This is a genomic window from Gordonia malaquae NBRC 108250, from assembly GCF_000344135.1.
GTDB lineage: Bacteria > Actinomycetota > Actinomycetes > Mycobacteriales > Mycobacteriaceae > Gordonia > Gordonia malaquae.
Map to the genome: position 1 here is coordinate 164,390 of NZ_BAOP01000007.1, position 17,700 is coordinate 182,089.

At 64.8% G+C, this 17,700-nt stretch carries 16 protein-coding genes; 14 read left to right on the plus strand and 2 right to left on the minus strand.

Going from position 1 to position 17,700, the window contains the following annotated elements:
* The first annotated feature begins 36 nt into the window (after positions 1 to 36).
* From GM1_RS06715 to GM1_RS06725, 3 genes are read left to right on the plus strand one after another with little or no spacing between them, the layout of a single operon-like run.
* Complete coding sequence (locus tag GM1_RS06715; RefSeq protein ID WP_040519633.1) at positions 37 to 873, plus strand: DUF2786 domain-containing protein; 837 nt, start codon at positions 37 to 39, stop codon at positions 871 to 873.
* Between the two features lie 53 nt (positions 874 to 926).
* Positions 927 to 1,883 (plus strand): L-lactate dehydrogenase, encoded by a 957-nt coding sequence (locus GM1_RS06720; RefSeq protein ID WP_008377534.1) that lies wholly within the window; start codon positions 927 to 929, stop codon positions 1,881 to 1,883.
* 59 nt (positions 1,884 to 1,942) lie between these two features.
* Positions 1,943 to 2,434 (plus strand): TIGR04338 family metallohydrolase, encoded by a 492-nt coding sequence (locus GM1_RS06725; protein ID WP_008377535.1) that lies wholly within the window; start codon positions 1,943 to 1,945, stop codon positions 2,432 to 2,434.
* On the opposite strand, the gene GM1_RS06730 is transcribed toward GM1_RS06725, so the two are convergent.
* Together GM1_RS06730 and GM1_RS06735 are read right to left on the minus strand one after the other, a co-directional pair.
* Entirely contained in the window at positions 2,412 to 4,433 is a 2,022-nt protein-coding gene (locus GM1_RS06730) for a CocE/NonD family hydrolase (protein WP_373278335.1), read from the minus strand. The two genes, GM1_RS06725 and GM1_RS06730, sit on opposite strands and share 23 nt — an antisense overlap.
* A gap of 88 nt (positions 4,434 to 4,521) precedes the next feature.
* Complete coding sequence (locus GM1_RS06735; RefSeq protein WP_008377537.1) at positions 4,522 to 5,688, minus strand: glycoside hydrolase family 76 protein; 1,167 nt, start codon at positions 5,686 to 5,688, stop codon at positions 4,522 to 4,524.
* A gap of 287 nt (positions 5,689 to 5,975) precedes the next feature.
* Here GM1_RS06735 and rplJ point away from each other — a divergent pair, with 287 nt between their 5' ends.
* The 11 genes from rplJ to GM1_RS06790 all read left to right on the plus strand — a co-directional run bounded on the left by rplJ (position 5,976) and on the right by GM1_RS06790 (position 17,674).
* Positions 5,976 to 6,506 (plus strand): 50S ribosomal protein L10, encoded by a 531-nt coding sequence (gene rplJ / locus GM1_RS06740; RefSeq protein WP_008377538.1) that lies wholly within the window; start codon positions 5,976 to 5,978, stop codon positions 6,504 to 6,506.
* A 107-nt stretch (positions 6,507 to 6,613) separates the two neighbouring features.
* Positions 6,614 to 7,000, plus strand: coding sequence for a 50S ribosomal protein L7/L12 (gene rplL / locus GM1_RS06745; protein ID WP_008377539.1), 387 nt, complete (start codon positions 6,614 to 6,616; stop codon positions 6,998 to 7,000).
* 398 nt (positions 7,001 to 7,398) lie between these two features.
* Positions 7,399 to 8,691, plus strand: coding sequence for an ABC transporter ATP-binding protein (locus GM1_RS06750; RefSeq protein WP_008377540.1), 1,293 nt, complete (start codon positions 7,399 to 7,401; stop codon positions 8,689 to 8,691).
* Positions 8,688 to 9,494 carry an MlaE family ABC transporter permease gene (locus GM1_RS06755; RefSeq protein ID WP_008377541.1) on the plus strand — a complete coding sequence of 269 codons (807 nt, stop codon included), beginning with the start codon at positions 8,688 to 8,690 and terminating at the stop codon, positions 9,492 to 9,494. The genes GM1_RS06750 and GM1_RS06755 overlap by 4 nt, the downstream gene beginning before the upstream one ends.
* A gap of 2 nt (positions 9,495 to 9,496) precedes the next feature.
* Positions 9,497 to 10,369, plus strand: a complete 873-nt coding sequence (locus GM1_RS06760) for an MlaE family ABC transporter permease (RefSeq protein ID WP_008377542.1) — start codon at positions 9,497 to 9,499, stop codon at positions 10,367 to 10,369.
* 6 nt (positions 10,370 to 10,375) lie between these two features.
* Entirely contained in the window at positions 10,376 to 11,692 is a 1,317-nt protein-coding gene (locus GM1_RS06765) for an MCE family protein (RefSeq protein ID WP_008377543.1), read from the plus strand.
* Positions 11,689 to 12,777, plus strand: a complete 1,089-nt coding sequence (locus GM1_RS06770; RefSeq protein WP_008377544.1) for an MCE family protein — start codon at positions 11,689 to 11,691, stop codon at positions 12,775 to 12,777. The genes GM1_RS06765 and GM1_RS06770 overlap by 4 nt, the downstream gene beginning before the upstream one ends.
* Position 12,778: 1 nt before the next feature.
* Positions 12,779 to 13,858 carry an MCE family protein gene (locus GM1_RS06775; RefSeq protein ID WP_008377545.1) on the plus strand — a complete coding sequence of 360 codons (1,080 nt, stop codon included), beginning with the start codon at positions 12,779 to 12,781 and terminating at the stop codon, positions 13,856 to 13,858.
* Entirely contained in the window at positions 13,855 to 15,099 is a 1,245-nt protein-coding gene (locus tag GM1_RS06780; protein WP_008377546.1) for an MCE family protein, read from the plus strand. The genes GM1_RS06775 and GM1_RS06780 overlap by 4 nt, the downstream gene beginning before the upstream one ends.
* Positions 15,099 to 16,436 (plus strand): MCE family protein, encoded by a 1,338-nt coding sequence (locus GM1_RS06785; RefSeq protein ID WP_008377547.1) that lies wholly within the window; start codon positions 15,099 to 15,101, stop codon positions 16,434 to 16,436. Before GM1_RS06780 ends, GM1_RS06785 begins: the two co-directional genes overlap by 1 nt.
* Complete coding sequence (locus GM1_RS06790; protein WP_008377548.1) at positions 16,433 to 17,674, plus strand: MCE family protein; 1,242 nt, start codon at positions 16,433 to 16,435, stop codon at positions 17,672 to 17,674. The genes GM1_RS06785 and GM1_RS06790 overlap by 4 nt, the downstream gene beginning before the upstream one ends.
* The last annotated feature ends 26 nt before the right edge of the window (positions 17,675 to 17,700 follow it).

Below are 17,700 nucleotides of genomic sequence, written 5' to 3' on the forward strand. Positions count from 1 at the left end.
TCGACGGTGTCGGGGGACGCCGATAACCTGTGGGACATGCGCGACGACAAGCTGCTCACCCGCATCGCCGGACTGCTACGGCAGGCGGAGGGAACCGACAACGAGCATGAGTCAGAGGCCTTCATGGCCGCCGCTCAGCGGTTGGCGACGGCGTCGTCGATCGACCTCGCGTTGGCGCGGGCACACGACCCGGCAGCACGAGCGGCCACTGTCCCACTGACCCGACAGATCACGATCGGCGAAGCCGGGAAACGCGGACTGAAGACCTACGTCCAACTGTTCGTGCAGATAGCCCGTGCCAACGACCTGACGTGCGACGTGGCGTCGAACTCGACATATGTCATCGCGTACGGGTTCGAGGCCGACATCGACGCGACCGAGGCGCTGTACTCGTCGCTGGTGATTCAGATGGTCGCGGCCAGCGACGCGTACCTGAAGTCCGGTGGATACAAAGGACAGACGGCTCGGCAGGTGGTCACCGTCGGTTCCGGGTACTTCCGTCGGAAAGCTGTCGAGGAGAAGCCGCTCTCGCCGATCACCGCCCGGCTCAACTTCCAGTCGGCGTTCGCGGAACGGATCGGACGTCGGCTTCAGGAAGCACGGGACGAACAGCGCGCCGAGGCGATGTCCGTGGAGTCGGCAGTCGCAGACGAGAGATCGGGATCCACGGCGCTCGCTTTGCGGAACAAAGAGCTGGAGGTCAAGGACTTCTATTCACAGGCGACGACGGCGCGCGGCACCTGGCGCCCGACGTCGGCGCGCTCGGGTTACTCGTCGGCGGCTCGGCAGGCGGGCGATCGGGCCGGTCGCAGGGCGCGGTTGGGCCCCGGCGAACCGACGTTGCCGAGCGGTCGCCGCAGGATCGATCGCTGAGGGGGCCGGCGGTAACTCGTGCCAAGCGGTCTCAATGCGGCTACCGTCTGAGCATGGAGGTCAGCAGGCGGAAACTCACTGTTGTCGGAGCAGGTGCAGTCGGAACCGCGATCGCGTACGCGGCGCTGATCAGGGGAGTCGCCCGGACCGTCGCGTTGCTCGACGTGAACGAGGCGAAGGTCGAAGCGGAAGTGCTCGACTTGCGGCACGGCCTCGAATTCGTGCCCGGCGCCACGGTGATCTGTGGCAGCGACCCCTCGGTGGCGTCCGACTCGAACGTCGTGATCTTCACGGCCGGTGCAAAACAGAAGCCGGGGCAGTCCCGTCTCGAACTCGCTGAGGCGACCATCGAATTGACTCGTCGCGCACTTCCGCCGATCGTGGCGGCGGCGCCCGACGCCGTGTTCATCATGGTCACCAATCCCGTCGACGTCGTCACGTACGCGGCGTTGAAGTTCACCGGTCTCCCGCCGAACCGCTTGTTCGGGTCGGGAACGGTACTCGACACGTCGCGGCTCCGGCACTTGCTGGCGATCCACTGCGGTGTCGCGGTCCAGAACGTCCACGCGTACATCGCCGGCGAGCACGGAGACGGTGAGATACCGCTGTGGTCGACCGCCACCATCGGCGCGGTCCCGCTGGACCAGTGGCGACCGTTGGCGGGGCGAGACCCGCTCGACGCTGCAGTCCGCGAGCAGATCCGACGTGATGTCGTCGAGTCGGCGTACCGGATCATCGCAGGCAAGGGTGCCACAAACTATGCGATCGGGCTCGCCGCCGTCCGAATCACGGAGGCGATCTTCGGGGACGAACACCGCGTGCTGCCGGTTTCGACGCTGATCGCCGACGGCCCCGAAGGTATCGATGACGTCTGTCTCTCACTGCCCACGATCGTGGACGCGCGAGGTGCAGGCGAGCGACTAGCGGTGTCGCTCTCAGACGATGAGGCCGCCGGGCTCCGTGCGTCCGCCGACACCCTGCACCAGACGCAAAAGCACTTCGACTTGTGACGATCGCCCCGGGGTGGACTCGAGCTCAGGATCCGTGGGGCCGTCGGTAGGGTGAGCGGGTGCGAGATGCGAACCGGGGGAAGGTGTACGAGACGGAGCGGATCGCGCATCGCCTGATGGACCGTCCCGGTGGGGGAGCGCACACGGTCCAGATCGCGGGCACGACGCTCACGGTCCCCGCGGAAGCCAAGTTCGGCGACGTCGACGCGGTAGCCCGGTACGTCGACGACCTCCTTGCTCTCCGTCCGGTCCGCGAGCGCTTCGTGAACGCGGCCACGCCGGTACGGGTCCGTCGCAGAAGGGGCAGCCGCGCAGCGCACTACGAAGCGTCAGGAAACGTGATCGCAGTCCCCGACTCCGCGGAGGGGACCTGGGCCCTGCGTGAACTCGTGGTGCTGCACGAAGTGGCGCATCACCTGGATCCGAGGGACGACGGTCAGATGCACGGAGCGTCGTTCGTCGACACGCTCATCGACCTCGTCGGACTGGTCCTCGGACCGGAGGTGGGTCTGGTCTACCGGATCCTGTTCACAGAGGCCGGAGTGCACTGACGACCGGAACCGGATCGGCTCCGAGAGCACCGTCGGTCTGGAAGGTCAGGTAGCTCGGCTTGTTCGGGTCGAGCACCAATTGCTGACGACGGCCGCGCGCCTTGATCAGGTCCGGCACGATCGTCAGGTAACGGGGCAGGCTGGCGGCGTAGACGTCCACCCGCAGACGATGCCCGGGCGCCAGCACTGCGTCGGTCGGGACAAGATCGATGTCGATGCGGACCGGCTCGTTCGCCGGGACCGGAAGACGCCGCTCTCTGGAGAGGTAGTGCACGGCGTCGAGAAGCACACCGTCGGGCGTGTACGTGGACCGCGAAGGATCGAGAGCACGATTCGACGAGGTCAACGCTCCATTGGTCAACACGCGGGACGTGCCGTCCGGCGCCACGTCGTTCACGGTGACCGCCCAGATGCCTTCGTGCGCGGTGGTGGCGACGTTGAGACGAAGGTTCATCTCGCCGGACAGTTGGGTCGGCTCGTCGACGGCCTCGCTGGTGAACGACAGTGCGCCGTGTTCCTGATAGCGGGCGTCGACGGAGAAGTCGTCGCCGAGGACGATCGCGGCTCCGGCAGTGACCTGTGCCAGGTCTCGGGACCGGAATCCGCGAAGATCCGGGCGTACGTGCAGGGCGCGACGGCGATGAGCGGGTTCGGCGGACAGCCCTCCGTCGTGGCGGGTGTGCGCTGCGGTTCCGGACGAGTCCTCGGTGAGGAACAGTCTGCGCGGGGTCACTTCTGAACGAGGGAACGCGGTGCCGCACGACCACATGCCGCCCTGCTGCTCCATAGTGACCGGGCCGTAGTCCTCGACGCTGTTGTCGATGCCCTTGAGCCACTTGTCGAACCACGCGCGCTCGAGCACGTCGAGGCGAGGCGGACGGTGCGGTGCACCGTGATCGCACCCCGGATCGAGGTGATAGCCGTCGGCGACGAGCATCTGCTTGCGACCGGGCGCCATCTGCAGCTTCTGGTAGACGCGGGTCGCGCTGCGGCCGAAGAGGTCGTGCCATCCGCCGATCGTGAATGTCGGACATTCGATGTTCTCGATGATCGGATTGCGTTCGGTGAAATACGGGTCGTCGAAGATGCGGTCGTCGCGTGCCGTCAGGAAGCCCCACATCAGGGACGGCATCTCAGACGCCGGTGACTTCACGCGATCTCGGAGCCACCGGTAGGCGTCGCCGCGCAGCAGGTCGGCCACGCCGGTCGCCGGATTCGGCAGCCACTTGAGGCCGTTGACGAGCGCCAACCACAGTGGGATGAATGCCGATGGCATTCCACCCGTGATGTAGACGTCCCGGACCACGTCTTCGCTGCCTTCGACCGCGAACACCGCCTTGAGGGCGGGCGGGCGATGGCTGGCGGCCTGCAGTGAGTTGATCGCCGAGTACGACCATCCGGTCATGCCGACGTTTCCGTCGCACCATGACCGCTTGCTGATCCAGTCGATGACCTCGATGGAGTCCTGCTGCTCTCGAGGCGAGAGGATCTCCCACTTGCCGTGCGACGAGCCGGTGCCGCGGACGTCGACGATCACCTGCACATAGCCCGAGCGGACCAGATTCCGATTGATGCCGAACACGTCCCACAGCCCGGTGCCGAATGTCCTGCCGATCCGGGACACGCCGCCGAGGGCGCCGGAGTCGGCGGTCATCGCGTTGCTCGCGGTCCGAACGGCGTTGCCGATGACCGGTGCGTGAAGACCGTGGTCGATCGCGTCGAGCACCGCGCGGTTGTACGGGTTCACGTTGAGTACGGCGGGGAACGGCGTCTTGACCGGTGTGCCGAGGACGTTCGCCGGCCGGACGACGGTGGCGCGCAGGCGAGTGCCGTCGCTCATGTCGAGCGTGATGCTGCGGTCGATGTGGACCCGCGGGTACGGCTGACGACCGTCGACTGCCGCTCGCCATTCGCGCGCAGCGGTTCCGCCGTCGGCGTCGCGGTAGGCGGGAACACCGTTGCGGTGGAGCCCGGCGAACTCGCCGTGGCCGGCGCTCAACTCCAGAGTCACGCTCGATCACCCTCTCGTCTGTGTCCCACATCACTCGCGAACGTCATTCCATTAAAAACGAAGGCATTCCAGATGCCTAATCGGGAGTGGCGTAACCGTTGTGCTCCGGTGACCGGTTCGTTACGCGTGCTGCGGCTTCGAGGAGCATCGTGGCTCCGACCTGCACAGACATGTCTCTCTCGGGGGTCCTCGACGATGCGACCGCGCCGCCGAATTTCTGTGCCGTCGGTCCTTCGGTGGACGGCACAACGGCCTGTGTGGACCAGTCGGGGCCGAAAATCGGGAGCCCGTCGACCTCGGCGCGGTGAGTCCACGCGGCGTCGGCGCTCGCAGTGACGATCGCTGCGGCGCGGGCGCGGACGTCCGATGCGGTGTCTGGAAGATCAGTCGCCACCAAAGCGAGGTAGCGGGCGAGGATTCCGCCGAACAGTCCGCCGTCGCCTCCGCCGGCACCGCGGATGACGCCGTCGACGGTCATGCGGTCGGACACCGCGTGGAGCAGTGCGTCGATGCGTGACAGATGGAGGGGATCGCCGCTCAGTCGATAGGCCTCGACGTCGGCGCCGAGGACGACGCCCTGGCAGTAGGTGAAGACTGCGTCGTCGAACTCGCGGGTGCCGTCGGCCCGTCGCCACAGGCCGTCGCCGATCAGACCGGACGGGAGAGTGAGGTTCTCGTGCAGCCAATTCGCCATCTCGATCGCGCGCTCGGGACGTCCGGCGCGCGCGAGAAGGATCGCGGCCGGTCCGTTCGCAGGCGCATTGAAGAAGTGATCGGTGGTCCGCCAGGGGATCCCGCCGCCGAGCTCGGGAGACCAGCCGTCGTACATGACGTCCCGAAGGGTGCGGAGCCCACGAAGATGACCCGTGCCGGTGCGGCCCGGCAGATGCCGGTCGAGGCGTTCCATCGCGAGGCCGAGCCACGCCATGTCGTCGTAGTAGTTGTTGGTCCAGCGTCCGACGTTGCGGATCCGGATGCCGCGCAGGAGCCGGACCGCGTCGGCGCCGCACCGTTCGTCATCGCGCAGGACCGCGCCGTCGACGAGGGTGTCCACCAGGTGTGCCTGCCACCAGTAGTTCCAGGACGACGTGATGCGCTGTTTGGACAGGGGCCGACCAGCGGGCGGCCATGCGACGACGCCGATCCTGGTGAACGGAACCCAGCCGCCGAGTCTGCGGAGGTGGCGGGCCCGAAGGGCCTCCTGTGCGGCGGCGGCCCGCGTCGATTCGACATCGTCGGTCATAGCCGTTAGCCTATTGGGCGACGCACCGAGTCCGCTCGGTGCATCAAAGTTCAACCAGAGACCGTTGGTCATCGTGGACGAGAGTCCCGATCGAAGGTCCGGCTCCGGCCGGCGACCCACGCAGGATGAACGAGGAATACCGCCGCCACACTCTCGAGTTGGCTTCTGTACGCCCCGTGCCTCCTGTGCCCGGGGCGTTTTCGCTTTCTTGCGAACCAACGGAATCTGGGTCCGATTCGACTCGGTGGAACCGGGTCGACGTGAAGTGACACGAGAGGAGGCGAAGTATGGCTAAGGCCGAAAAGGTTTCTGCAGTCGCAGAGATCACCGAGCAGTTCAAGGGCTCCAACGCGGCGGTCATCACGGAATTCCGTGGTCTGTCCGTCACCCAGCTGGGAACCCTGCGTCGCACGCTCGGTGAAGGTGCAACCTACTCCGTCGCCAAGAACACCCTCGTCAAGCGTGCCGCCGCAGAGGCGGGCGTGGAGGGCCTCGACGAGCTGTTCACCGGTCCGACAGCGATCGCATTCATCGAAGGCGAGCTTCCCGAAGCTGCCAAGGCGATGAAGACGTTCGCCAAGGAGAACAAGAACCTCATCATCAAGGGTGGCTACATGGACGGCCGTGTGCTGTCCGTGGACGAGGTCGAGCGTATCGCCGATCTCGAGTCCCGCGAGGTTCTGCTGGCAAAGCTCGCCGGTGCCATGAAGGGCAACTTGGCAAAGGCTGCAGGGCTGTTCAACCAGCCTGCGTCGCAGGTCGCGCGTCTCGCCGCGGCTCTGCAGGAGAAGCAGGAGGCCTCGGGCGACGCCGCCTGAGACCTCACGCTCTCCACCCAGACCGGCGCGAGCTGGTCGAACACCCATGATCGAGCCTGCATCGCAGGCGCCCCCGCACCGGCGGGGAATTACGGAAGGACGCCACCATGGCGAAGCTCACCGCTGACGAGCTCATCGAGCAGTTCAAGGAACTGACCCTGCTGGAGCTCAGCGATTTCGTGAAGAAGTTCGAAGAGGTCTTCGAGGTCACCGCTGCTGCTCCGGTCGCCGTCGCTGCTGCCGGTGCTCCGGCTGCCGGCGCCGACGCCGCTGCTGAGCAGGACGAGTTCGACGTCGTGCTCGAGTCGGCCGGCGACAAGAAGATCCAGGTCATCAAGGTCGTCCGTGAGGTCGTCTCGGGTCTGGGCCTGAAGGAAGCCAAGGACCTCGTCGAGGGTGCTCCGAAGGCTCTCCTGGAGAAGGTCAGCAAGGACGACGCAGAGGCTGCCAAGGCCAAGCTCGAAGAGGCCGGCGCCAAGATCTCGCTCAAGTGATCTGATGCCGTCTTACGACGGCGCTGAGGCCGCCTAGGCGGCTTCGAATCGGGCCCGCAGGGACTTCCCTGCGGGCCCTTTTCGTCGTATTCGGTGTCCGTAAATCCACCTATGTGAAGTAGCGCACATCGGCGTGTCGGATCGGACCGCGTTCACTTTGGCCTAACCCGCTTCTTCGAGTATTCTCAACTCACAAAACAAAAGTCACCGCTGAGTAATGGCATCACAGGGCTGGTCACCACAGTGATCCGAAGGTGTGTCATACCACGCGGTGGGTTACAGTGACCGCAGCCACAAACGGCACACCGGAGTGAGCGGGGGCTAAAGCTCGCAGGTTTCGTGTCCACGGATGGGCACAACGGAAGCCATTCGGTATCTGAAACGTCTGGAGGGACGCAGTGGGAGTTGAGGTCACAGTCGAGGGACTCACCAAGTCGTTCGGCTCACAGAACATTTGGCGAGATGTCAGCCTGACGCTGCCCGCGGGCGAGGTCAACGCTCTCCTGGGTCCGTCCGGTACCGGTAAGTCGGTCTTCCTGAAGACGCTCATCGGCCTCCTGCATCCCGAGCAGGGCTCCGTCATCATCGACGGCACCGACATCACCCAGTGCTCTGCCAAGGAGCTGTACGAGATCCGCAAGCTGTTCGGCGTCCTGTTCCAGGACGGCGCGCTCTTCGGCTCGATGAGTCTGTACGACAACATCGCCTTCCCGCTTCGTGAGCACACGAAGAAGAAGGAAGACGAAGTCCGCAGGATCGTCATGGAGAAGGTTGAGCTCGTCGGTCTGGCGGGCGCGGAGGACAAGCTCCCCGGCGAGATCTCCGGCGGTATGCGCAAGCGCGCCGGCCTGGCTCGCGCCCTCGTGCTCGACCCGCAGATCATCCTCTGCGACGAGCCCGACTCGGGTCTCGACCCGGTCCGCACCGCGTACATCTCGCAGCTGCTGATCGACATCAATGCGGAGATCGACGCGACGATCCTCATCGTCACGCACAACATCAACATCGCCCGCACCATCCCGGACAACATCGGCATGCTGTTCCGCAAGGAACTCGTCATGTTCGGTCCGCGTGAGCAGCTCCTCACCTCGGAGCAGCCGGTTGTGAAGCAGTTCCTCTCCGGCGACCGTTTCGGTCCCATCGGCATGTCCGAGGAGAAGGACGAGTCGGTCGCAGCCGCGGAGGCCGCGATGCAGGCCGCAGGCATCTCCGGTGGCGGTACCTCGGACGACTTCTCCGAGATCATCCCGCAGGTGCAGCCGAACCCGGGCATGCCCGTCCGCAAGGCCGCCATCCGCCACCGCGCCAACGTCCTCAACATGCTGCACACCCTCCCGGAGAATGCGCAGCACGCGATCCGCAACTCGATCGCCGAAGAGGACCGTCGTGCAGCGGAGTCGCCTGAGACGTCGACCACGCTGGTCGCGCTGTCGCAGACCGACTTCAGTGATCCGAACGCCGTCTACACCGGACTCCCGGGCGGCCCGGACGGCGTCTACGTCGCTCCGACTGACGTGCACGGCAACGCTCAGGCGAACCAGGCGACCGACGTCGTCACTCGCCCGGATCTGGCGAAGACCGCCGTCGCTCAGCCCGCGGGCGACGACGCGTTCACGCAGCCGATCGACACCTCGGCCATCGAGACGGCGATCATCGACCAGTCCAAGGGACAGGGGAGTAACCAGGCATGACGAGTGCCACCACGCGTGGCGTCGACAAGCTCGCGAAGGCCGGGGAGGGTGCTCTCACCCAGACCGGCAACATCGTTCAGCTGTTCGTCGACGTCGCCCGCCAGCTCTTCGTGCGGCCGTTCCAGCTGCGCGAGTTCATTCAGCAGGCCTGGTTCATCGCCAGCGTCACGATTCTGCCGACGGCGCTCATCGCGATCCCGTTCGGTGCGATCGTGTCGCTGCAGACCGGCTCGCTGATCAAGCAGCTCGGCGCTGAGGCGTACACGGGCGCGGCGAGCGTGCTCGTCGTCGTCCAACAGGGTTCGCCCCTGGTGACGTCGCTGCTTGTCGCTGGCGCCGCAGGATCGGCCGTTGCGGCCGACCTCGGTTCGCGAACCATTCGCGAAGAGATCGACGCGATGGAGGTGCTCGGAATCAATCCCGTCCAGCGCCTCGTCGTGCCACGCGTGTTGGCGATGGTCCTGGTGGCCGTCCTCCTCAACGGACTCGTCGCAGTCGTCGGCATCGGCGGCGGCTACTTCTTCAACGTGATCGTGCAGGGCGGAACGCCCGGTGCGTATCTGGCCTCGTTCGGCGCGCTCGCGCAGCTGCCGGACCTCTACATCTCGACGCTGAAGGCCGCGATCTTCGGTGTCATCGCCGGTGTCATCGCCGCCTATAAGGGCCTCAACCCCAAGGGTGGCCCGAAGGGCGTCGGCGACGCGGTGAACCAGAGCGTCGTCGTGACGTTCCTGCTCCTGTTCTTCGCGAACCTGATCATCACGGCCGTGTTCCTCCAGATCGTCCCGGCGAAGGTGAGTTAGCCATGACACGTGGTGTGACAGTCTCCAAGAGCCGCCCGGAGTACTACCTGTACGAGGCGCGCAAGCAGCTCGGCAAGCCGTTGAAGATCCTCGACGGCGCCGGCGAACAGATGTCGTTCTACGGACGCACGCTCGCGTGGATTCCGAAGACACTCATTCACTACACCCGCGAGGTGATGCGCCTCCTGGCTGAGGTCGCATTCGGTTCGGGTGGCCTCGCGGTCATCGGCGGCACCGTCGGCGTGATGGTCCTGATGTCGGGCTTCACCGGTGTCGTGGTCGGCATGCAGGGCTACGCGGCCCTCGATCAGATCGGTTCGCAGGCCTTGACCGGCTTCTTGTCGGCGTACGTCAACACCCGTGAGGTCGCGCCGCTGGTCGCGGGCCTGGCACTGTCGGCGACGGTCGGCTGCGGTTTCACCGCCCAGCTCGGCGCCATGCGCATCTCCGAGGAGATCGACGCACTCGAGGTCATGGCGGTCCCGTCCATCCCGTTCCTCGTCAGCACTCGCGTGATCGCGGGCTTCGTCGCCGTCATCCCGCTGTACGTGCTCGGCCTGATGGCCGCGTACCTCGCGTCGCGCACCATCAACACGGTCTTCAACGGTCAGTCGACCGGTTCGTACGACCATTACTTCAACCTGTTCCTGCCACCGGCCGACGTGCTGTGGTCATTCGGCAAGGTGCTGGTATTCGCGTTCGTCATCATCCTGGTGCACTGCTACTACGGCTACTACGCGAGCGGTGGTCCCGCAGGCGTCGGCGTGGCCGTGGGACACGCGGTGCGCGCAGCTCTGGTGCTGATCGCGGTCATGGACTTCTTCCTGGGCCTGGCGATCTGGGGAACCACCACGTCGGTCCGAGTCGGAGGTTAGGAAAACGTGGCGACTGCAAAACGCAGGCTGCTGGGTCTGGTGTTCTTCGTCGTGGTCTTCGGACTGCTGGCGGCGTCGATTCTGAAGTTCCAGGGAACGTTCGACAAGTACACGACGGTCACCCTGCAGACCGACAACGCGGGCAACGCTCTCGCGGAGAACTCCGACGTCAAGGCGCGCGGCGTCATCGTCGGCACCGTCCGAAGCATCAAGGTGCAGCCGGGCGGCAAGGCACTCGTCGAACTCGGGCTCGATCCCGACAAGGCCAAGGAACTGCCGCAGGGCACCACGGGCCGAGTGCTGCCGAAGACGCTGTTCGGTGAGCGCTTCGTCTCGCTGACAGTGCCGACCAACGGCCACGGATCGCTCACCGACGGTGAGACGATCAAGACTGACCCCCGTGGCAGCGCCGCAGAGGTCGAGGATCTGTTCGACGCGCTCATGCCGGTCCTGAAGGCGATTCCGCCGCAGGACCTGAACGTGACGCTGACATCGATCTCGCAGGCCATCGGCGGCAAGGGCAAGCAGCTCGGCGGCACCATCGACCGGCTGAACACGATCTTCAAGCGCGTCAACGCGAACATGGACGACCTGCAGGGCACGCTGCGCGGCCTCGCCTCGTTCTCGCAGACCTACTCCGAGGCGCTTCCCGACGTGATCGACGCGCTCGATTCGCTTCGCGTCACCGGCAACACGCTGGTGGAGCGCCAGGGCGACTTCAGCACGCTGATCTCGACTCTCGGCGTCGCGGCGACGGACACCACGAAGTTCCTGCGGAAGAACCGTCGCGACCTGTTGAACCTGGCGATCGACTCGGAGAAGTTCTTGGTCCCGCTCGCACGGCAGTCCCCGACGTTCACCTGCATGTTCCACAACTTCGCGACGATCGTCCCGAAGGTCGGCGACATCGTCGGCAAGGGCACCGACAATCCCGGTGTCCGCGTGAACCTGCAGTTTGTGAACCCGCGTGGACGCTACCTGCCTAATCAGGACGAGCCGCGTCTGCTGTGGCGCGACCCGCCGGCCCGCTGCTACGAGCCCGCGACCAACGGTCGCCCGTTCCCGCAGTACCCGGGCGGTGGCGTGCCGGACGGCTCGTACCAGCCGCCGTCGCGCAACGCAGGTCCGACGACGTGGCCTGAACTGCCCCAGCCGCAGTTCAGCAGCAGCCCGTCCGGAACCGTCTACGACGACCCCGACTACGTCAAGCAGATGCAGATCGTGTACGGCGCCTCGAGCGGCGTGCAGCCTGCAGACGTCCCGACGTGGGTCACTTACATCGGTGGAGGAGCAGTGCAGGGAACCGAGGTGGCGATCAAGTGAGATCGTTGACAGCACCCCTCATCAAGCTGGTTGTGTTCGCGGTGATTACTGCGATCGCGACCGCCATGCTCGGACTGACCATCGCCAACGCCGGCGGCGGCGGCCGAACGGGCTTCAAGGCAGTCTTCAACGACGCTGCGATGCTCAATGCAGGTGACGACGTCCGCATCGCCGGTGTGCGTGTCGGTCAGGTCGAGAGCGTGGAGATCACGAACCGCAATCAGGCGCTCGTGACCTTCAACGTCGACCGCGACTCGCTGCCTGCCAGTACCAACGTGTACATCCGTTACCGCAACCTCACTGGACTCCGGTATGTCGCTCTGGAGAAGGGCGTCGGCGACGCCACCCAGACGGTCGGCAAGGACTTCACGTTCGGTACGGATCCGAAGGTGCAGAACACGCATCCAGCCGTGAACCTCACGGAACTGTTCAACGGCTTCCGCCCTCTGTTCAAGCAGATCACCCCGGATGACATGAACAAGCTCGCTGAGACCGTCATCAAGGTCTTCCAAGGCGACATGGACACGACGATCAGTCAGTTGATCACCCAGACGTCGGAGCTGACGAACGCGCTGGCCGACAAGGACCAGGTGATCGGCGACATGATCACGAACCTGACGAAGGTCCTCGACACCGTGAACCGCAATGACGACCAGTTCACGAGCTTGCTCGACAACACGGAGAAGCTCGTCACGGGTCTCGCCGCACAGCGTGGCTCCGTCGGTTCGGCGGTCGCGTCCGTCTCGAACTTGACGACGGTCATGGGCTCGATCCTGTCGAAGACTCGTCCTGCGATTCAGGGCGACATCGCAGGCATCAAGTCGCTGTCCGACCAGCTCAACGATCGCAGCGACGAGGTCGAGAAGGCTCTCACGAACCTTCCGGTCAAGCTGCAGAAGATCGGTCGTGCGGCCACGTTCGGCTCCTGGTTCCAGTTCTACCTGTGCGGCATCGACGTCGTCGCGGGCAATGGCAAGTCGACGCTGCTGACGCAGCCGCTGGTCGGCCTTCCTGACATCAACCACGTCCTGTACACCAGTGCCGCAACGCGGTGCTGGAAGGACAACAAGCGACCGGGGGAGTGACATGACGACACAGCAGAACACACCCGACGCCTCCGACCAGGAGGCCCCGGCGCCGCAGAAGAGCAGGCGGTTCGCCGGCCGTCGCAGTGCAACGGGCATCGGCGGCCTCGGTCTGCTGATTCTGATCATGATCTCGGTGTCGTCCTTCTACCTGAAGGACCTCCCGCTCCTCGGTGCGGGCGCACAGTACACGGCAGCGTTCTCCGAAGCCGCCGGCCTCAAGCCCGGCAATGAGGTCCGCGTCGCCGGCGTCAAGGTCGGCGAGGTCACCGGAGTGGAGCTCAACGGGAACAAGGTCGACGTCCACTTCCGCGCGAACAACACGTGGATCGGCGATCAGACCCAGGCGTCCATCCAGATCAAGACCGTCCTCGGTCAGAAGTACCTGGCTCTGAACCCCCGTGGCAGCAAGCTCGCAGACCCGGATGTCACGTTCACCGACACGGTCGCTCCGTACGACGTCATCGAGGCGTTCGGCGATGCGGCGGATCAGATCGAGAACGTCAACACCGACAATGTGGCGAAGAGCCTCCGGACGCTCGCGAACGCCTTCTCCGGGACGTCGGGCGACATCGGCCCGTCGCTCGAGGGGATCTCCCGGCTCTCGAACACCATCGCCAGTCGCGACCAGGAGGTGCAGCGACTGCTGCGCGCGACGAAGGATTCGTCGAAGATCCTTGCCGATCGCAACGAAGAGTTCACCCGCCTCATCGCGGGCGCCGGCACGCTGCTGGAAGAACTCAACAACCGTCAGCGGAACATCTCCGCTCTGCTGGCGAGCACCACGACCCTCAGTCGTGCGCTGACGGGAATCGTTCGTGACAACGAAGCTCAGATCGGACCGGCCTTGGCCTCCCTCGAGGGAGTCACGGACATGCTGACCCGCCAGAATCAGAACGTGCGCGACACGATCACGTACATGGCGCCGTTCTACCGCCTGTACGCGAACGTGCTCGGCAACGGTCGCTGGTTCGAGTCCGCGGTCACCAACCTGTTGCCGCCCGCACTGCCGCAGCAGAACACCACTCGTCCGCCCAATATGCAGAAGAACCTCAACAACGGCGGAACGGGGGGCCGATGACCACGGCAGACAACGAGTCCGGGGTGTTCAACAAGCGGAACATCGTCTTCGGCGCACTCGGCACCATCCTCGTGCTGATCCTGGGCACAGCAGGCTGGTGGGCCTCGACGCTGGTCGGCACCACCACCGTGCACGCCACGTTCAGCAGCGCAGTCGGCATCTACGAGGGAAGCAACGTGCGTGTCCTCGGAGTCGACGTCGGTAAGGTCACCAAGGTGACACCGAACGGCGACGTCGTCGACGTCGACATGCGGGTTAACCGCGGCGTTCAACTGCCGAAGGACGTCGGCGCGGTTCAGATCATCCCGTCCATCGTCGCCGACCGCTACATTCAGTTGACGCCGGCGTTCGACGGTGGTGCAGAGGCGGACAGCGAGATTCGTCTGGGCACTGACAAGACGCGAGTGCCTGTCGAGATCGATGCGATCTACAAGAACCTTCAGAAGTTGTCTGTCTCGCTCGGGCCGGACGGTGCCAACAAGAACGGCGCAGTCACGGACTTCGTGTCGACTGCGGCCAAGAACCTCGACGGCAACGGCGCCAAACTCGGCGAGGCGATCACGAATCTGTCGAAGGCCGCGACCACGCTGTCCGACGGTCGGGGCGACTTGTCGTCGACGATCTCGAACCTGAACGTCTTCGTCGGCGCCCTGCGCGAGAACGACTCTCAGGTGCGGCAGTTCAACACACAGATGGCGTCGTTCAACCAGTTCATGGCCGGCGAGCGCAATCAGCTCGGAAAGGCGTTGGACACGCTGTCGTACGCACTCGGCGACGTCGCCACGTTCATCTCGGACAACAACGACCGACTCGGAAAGGCGATCCGCGGCCTTCAGCCGACAGGCCAGGCACTGCTGGACAACAAGGATCACCTGCTGGAGATCTTCACTGTTCTGCCGGTCACCATCTCCAACCTGATCAACGCGTACGACGCGGAGTCGGGAACCCTGGCGATGCGACTGAACCTCACGGACCTGCAGGATCCGCTCGCAGCGCAGTGTCGCTTCCTCGACCTGAAGAATCTGATGCCGGGCAATCCGCTGGCGATCGACTTCAGCAAGAAGATGGCTCCGCTGATCAACGGCTGTAAGGACCTGTCGAAGCAGATCACCAGCGGTGTGCTCGAACCGATGCTGCCGATCCTTCCGTTCGGCATCCTCAGCGCGAAGAAGCAGCAGCAGAATCCGGCCCCCGGCACGAACTCGGGCAACCCGGATCCGCGACTCCCCGGAGGCAAGTGATGAAGGTGACGCTGAGTAAGCGTTCGCGCGCCGCAGCCGTCGGAGCCGTCATGGCGGTTGTCGTCTCGGTGACGTCCGCGTGTGCAGGCATCCAGTCGGTGCCGCTTCCCGGCGGCGTCGACGTGGGCGACAACCCGCGTGAGTACCGAATCCAGTTCGCGAACATTCTCGACCTGGTTCCTCAGTCGATGGTCAAGATGGACGGCATCCCGGTCGGTCAGGTGACCAAGATCGAGGTGCCCGAGGACTCGTGGGAGGCCGTGGTCACCGTCAAGGTGAAGAACTCGGTTGACCTCTCGGACAAGTCGCATGCGGCCATCCAGCAGACGAACCTCCTCGGTGAGAAGTTCGTCTCGCTGTCTGAGCCGGACGGCGTGACGTCGTCGACTCCGCGTCAGCCGGAGTCGCAGATGATCAAGTCGGACAACGGACGTACACGCACGACAACGGACATCGAGCAACTGCTCGGCGCTCTGTCGATGCTCCTCAACGGTGGCGGCATCAATCAGCTTGAGCCGATCGTGACCTCGATCAACGAGTCGATCGGATCGGATCCGAGCCGATTCGCTTCGTTGCTTCGCCAGACGGAGACCTTGATCACCGGTCTGAACGCGCAGCGCGACGACATCGTCCGAGCGATCGACGGCGTCAGCAGGCTCTCGGAGCGTGCCAACAACCAGACGACGCAGATCGAACGAATCCTCGATGAGTTGCCCGCCGGTGTGCAGGTGCTCGAGGAGCAGCGCCCGCAGTTCGTCGACCTGCTGACGAAGCTCGATGACCTCGGCAAGGTCGGCACGGACATCCTCGGCAAGGCGCACGACGAGATCATCAACGACCTCAAGGCGCTTCGCCCGATCCTGACCGAGCTGTCGAAGTCGGCCCAGGACGCGATCACGGCCGTTCCGCTGATGCTGACGCACCCGTACCCGGACGACCTCCTGCCTGCGGTCCAGGGCAATGCGACGAACCTGTTCATGACACTCGACCTGCGACTGCTGAATCAGTTGGAAGCGCTCGGCGTCGGTCAGGGCACCCCGAAGTACAGCCCGCCGAAGGTCAATCCGCCGAAGGTGGACCCGAACAACCCGTACATCAACGGCAACGGCCCGCGTTGGGGTTGGCCCACCATCTCGCTGCTGCCGCCGGATCTCAACTCCAAGCGCGGACCGAACACTCCGCCGTCCGGAGGCACGTACCCGGCCAGCGCGAACGGCGTGAAGAAGCCGACGTCGAAGAAGAAGAAGAAGCGGACGTCGAACCAGTACGCGACGCTGCCGTCGCAGACGGACTTCATGGCCGGAACCATCGCACTCGTGGAGGGTGACGACGCATGATCAGCCGTCTCGTCAAGATCCAGTTGATCGTGTTCGCCGTCGTCGGCGTCCTCGCGATCGTCTATGTCGGCGGCAAGTACGCGCGACTGGACAAACTCGCCGGATTGTCGACCTACCACGTGACTCTGCCGATGGAGGACGCCGGAGGCATCTTCCCGAACGCAGAGGTCACGTACCGCGGTGTGCCCGTCGGACTCGTCGGCGACATGCAGATGACCAACGACGGTGTCGAGGTCACGCTCAACATGAACTCGAGCGCAGCCGATGTGCCCGCGTCCGCGAAGGCTGTCGTCACGAACCGTTCCGCGATCGGCGAGCAGTTCATCGACCTGCAGCCGACGTCTGCGGACGGTCCCGTCCTCAAGGACGGTGACACGATCAAGGAGTACGCGCTGCCGCCGAAGCTGCAGAACGTCATCTCCGACGCGATCAGCCTCACGAAGACCGTGCCCGTGGACGACCTCAAAACGGTTGTGACTGAACTCGGCAAGGCGTTCAACGGTCAGGGCGAGAACCTGACGCGACTCGTCGACTCGCTCGACAAGCTGTCTGAGAGTGGGGTCGAGAACCTCGACGACACGATCTCGCTGATCAAGAACTCGAACGTGGTCCTCGGCACGCAGGCCGAGCAGTCGGACGAGATATTGACCTGGTCGCGAAATCTTGAACTGGTCACGGCGACGCTTGCCGGTTCCGATCCGGCCATCCGCCGCATCCTGTCGAACGGTCCACGTGCGGCGTCGTCGCTCTCGCACTTCATCCAGAGCAACGGGGACGATGCGAGCAAGCTGATTCATCAGCTGGGGGCGACAGTCCACTACACGGAGCCCGCGGCATTCACCACAGGCATCACGTTCGCGTTGCTGTCCGCGCTCGCCGCAGGCAGCCACACGCCGGCGCCGGGTGATGGCCAGATCCACTTCGGCATCGTCCTGGAGACCGAGAACCCGCCGAGTTGCCTCGTCGGCTACGAAGGCACCGATGCGATCATCGCGGAGATGAAGAAGCGGAATCCCGACTTCGACATCAACTACGACGATTTTCCGATGAACACCAAGGCGTCGTGTGACGTCCCGGTGGGCAACCCGACCGGCGTCCGCAGTGCGAACCGTGCGGCGCTCGCCAACCCGGACTTCCCGCAGCCGTGGGACAACAAGCCGAAGAAGGATCCCGACAAGTTGAACCTGAACCCGCTGGCCACCCAGCTGGCCGGGCTTATGGGAGTGCATGCCAAGTAGTTCGCGAAGCGGCTCGCCGACAGTCA

Bases quoted from the DNA above. Each gene is read 5' to 3' on its own strand.
- GM1_RS06780 (WP_008377546.1), top strand. From the start codon at position 13,855: ATGACCACGGCAGACAACGAGTCCGGGGTGTTCAACAAGCGGAACATC.
- GM1_RS06715 (WP_040519633.1), top strand. From the start codon at position 37: ATGCGCGACGACAAGCTGCTCACCCGCATCGCCGGACTGCTACGGCAG.
- GM1_RS06790 (WP_008377548.1), top strand. From the start codon at position 16,433: ATGATCAGCCGTCTCGTCAAGATCCAGTTGATCGTGTTCGCCGTCGTC.
- GM1_RS06785 (WP_008377547.1), top strand. From the start codon at position 15,099: ATGAAGGTGACGCTGAGTAAGCGTTCGCGCGCCGCAGCCGTCGGAGCC.
- GM1_RS06775 (WP_008377545.1), top strand. From the start codon at position 12,779: ATGACGACACAGCAGAACACACCCGACGCCTCCGACCAGGAGGCCCCG.
- rplL (WP_008377539.1), top strand. From the start codon at position 6,614: ATGGCGAAGCTCACCGCTGACGAGCTCATCGAGCAGTTCAAGGAACTG.
- GM1_RS06760 (WP_008377542.1), top strand. From the start codon at position 9,497: ATGACACGTGGTGTGACAGTCTCCAAGAGCCGCCCGGAGTACTACCTG.
- GM1_RS06755 (WP_008377541.1), top strand. From the start codon at position 8,688: ATGACGAGTGCCACCACGCGTGGCGTCGACAAGCTCGCGAAGGCCGGG.
- GM1_RS06735 (WP_008377537.1), bottom strand. From the start codon at position 5,688: ATGACCGACGATGTCGAATCGACGCGGGCCGCCGCCGCACAGGAGGCC.
- rplJ (WP_008377538.1), top strand. From the start codon at position 5,976: ATGGCTAAGGCCGAAAAGGTTTCTGCAGTCGCAGAGATCACCGAGCAG.
- GM1_RS06720 (WP_008377534.1), top strand. From the start codon at position 927: ATGGAGGTCAGCAGGCGGAAACTCACTGTTGTCGGAGCAGGTGCAGTC.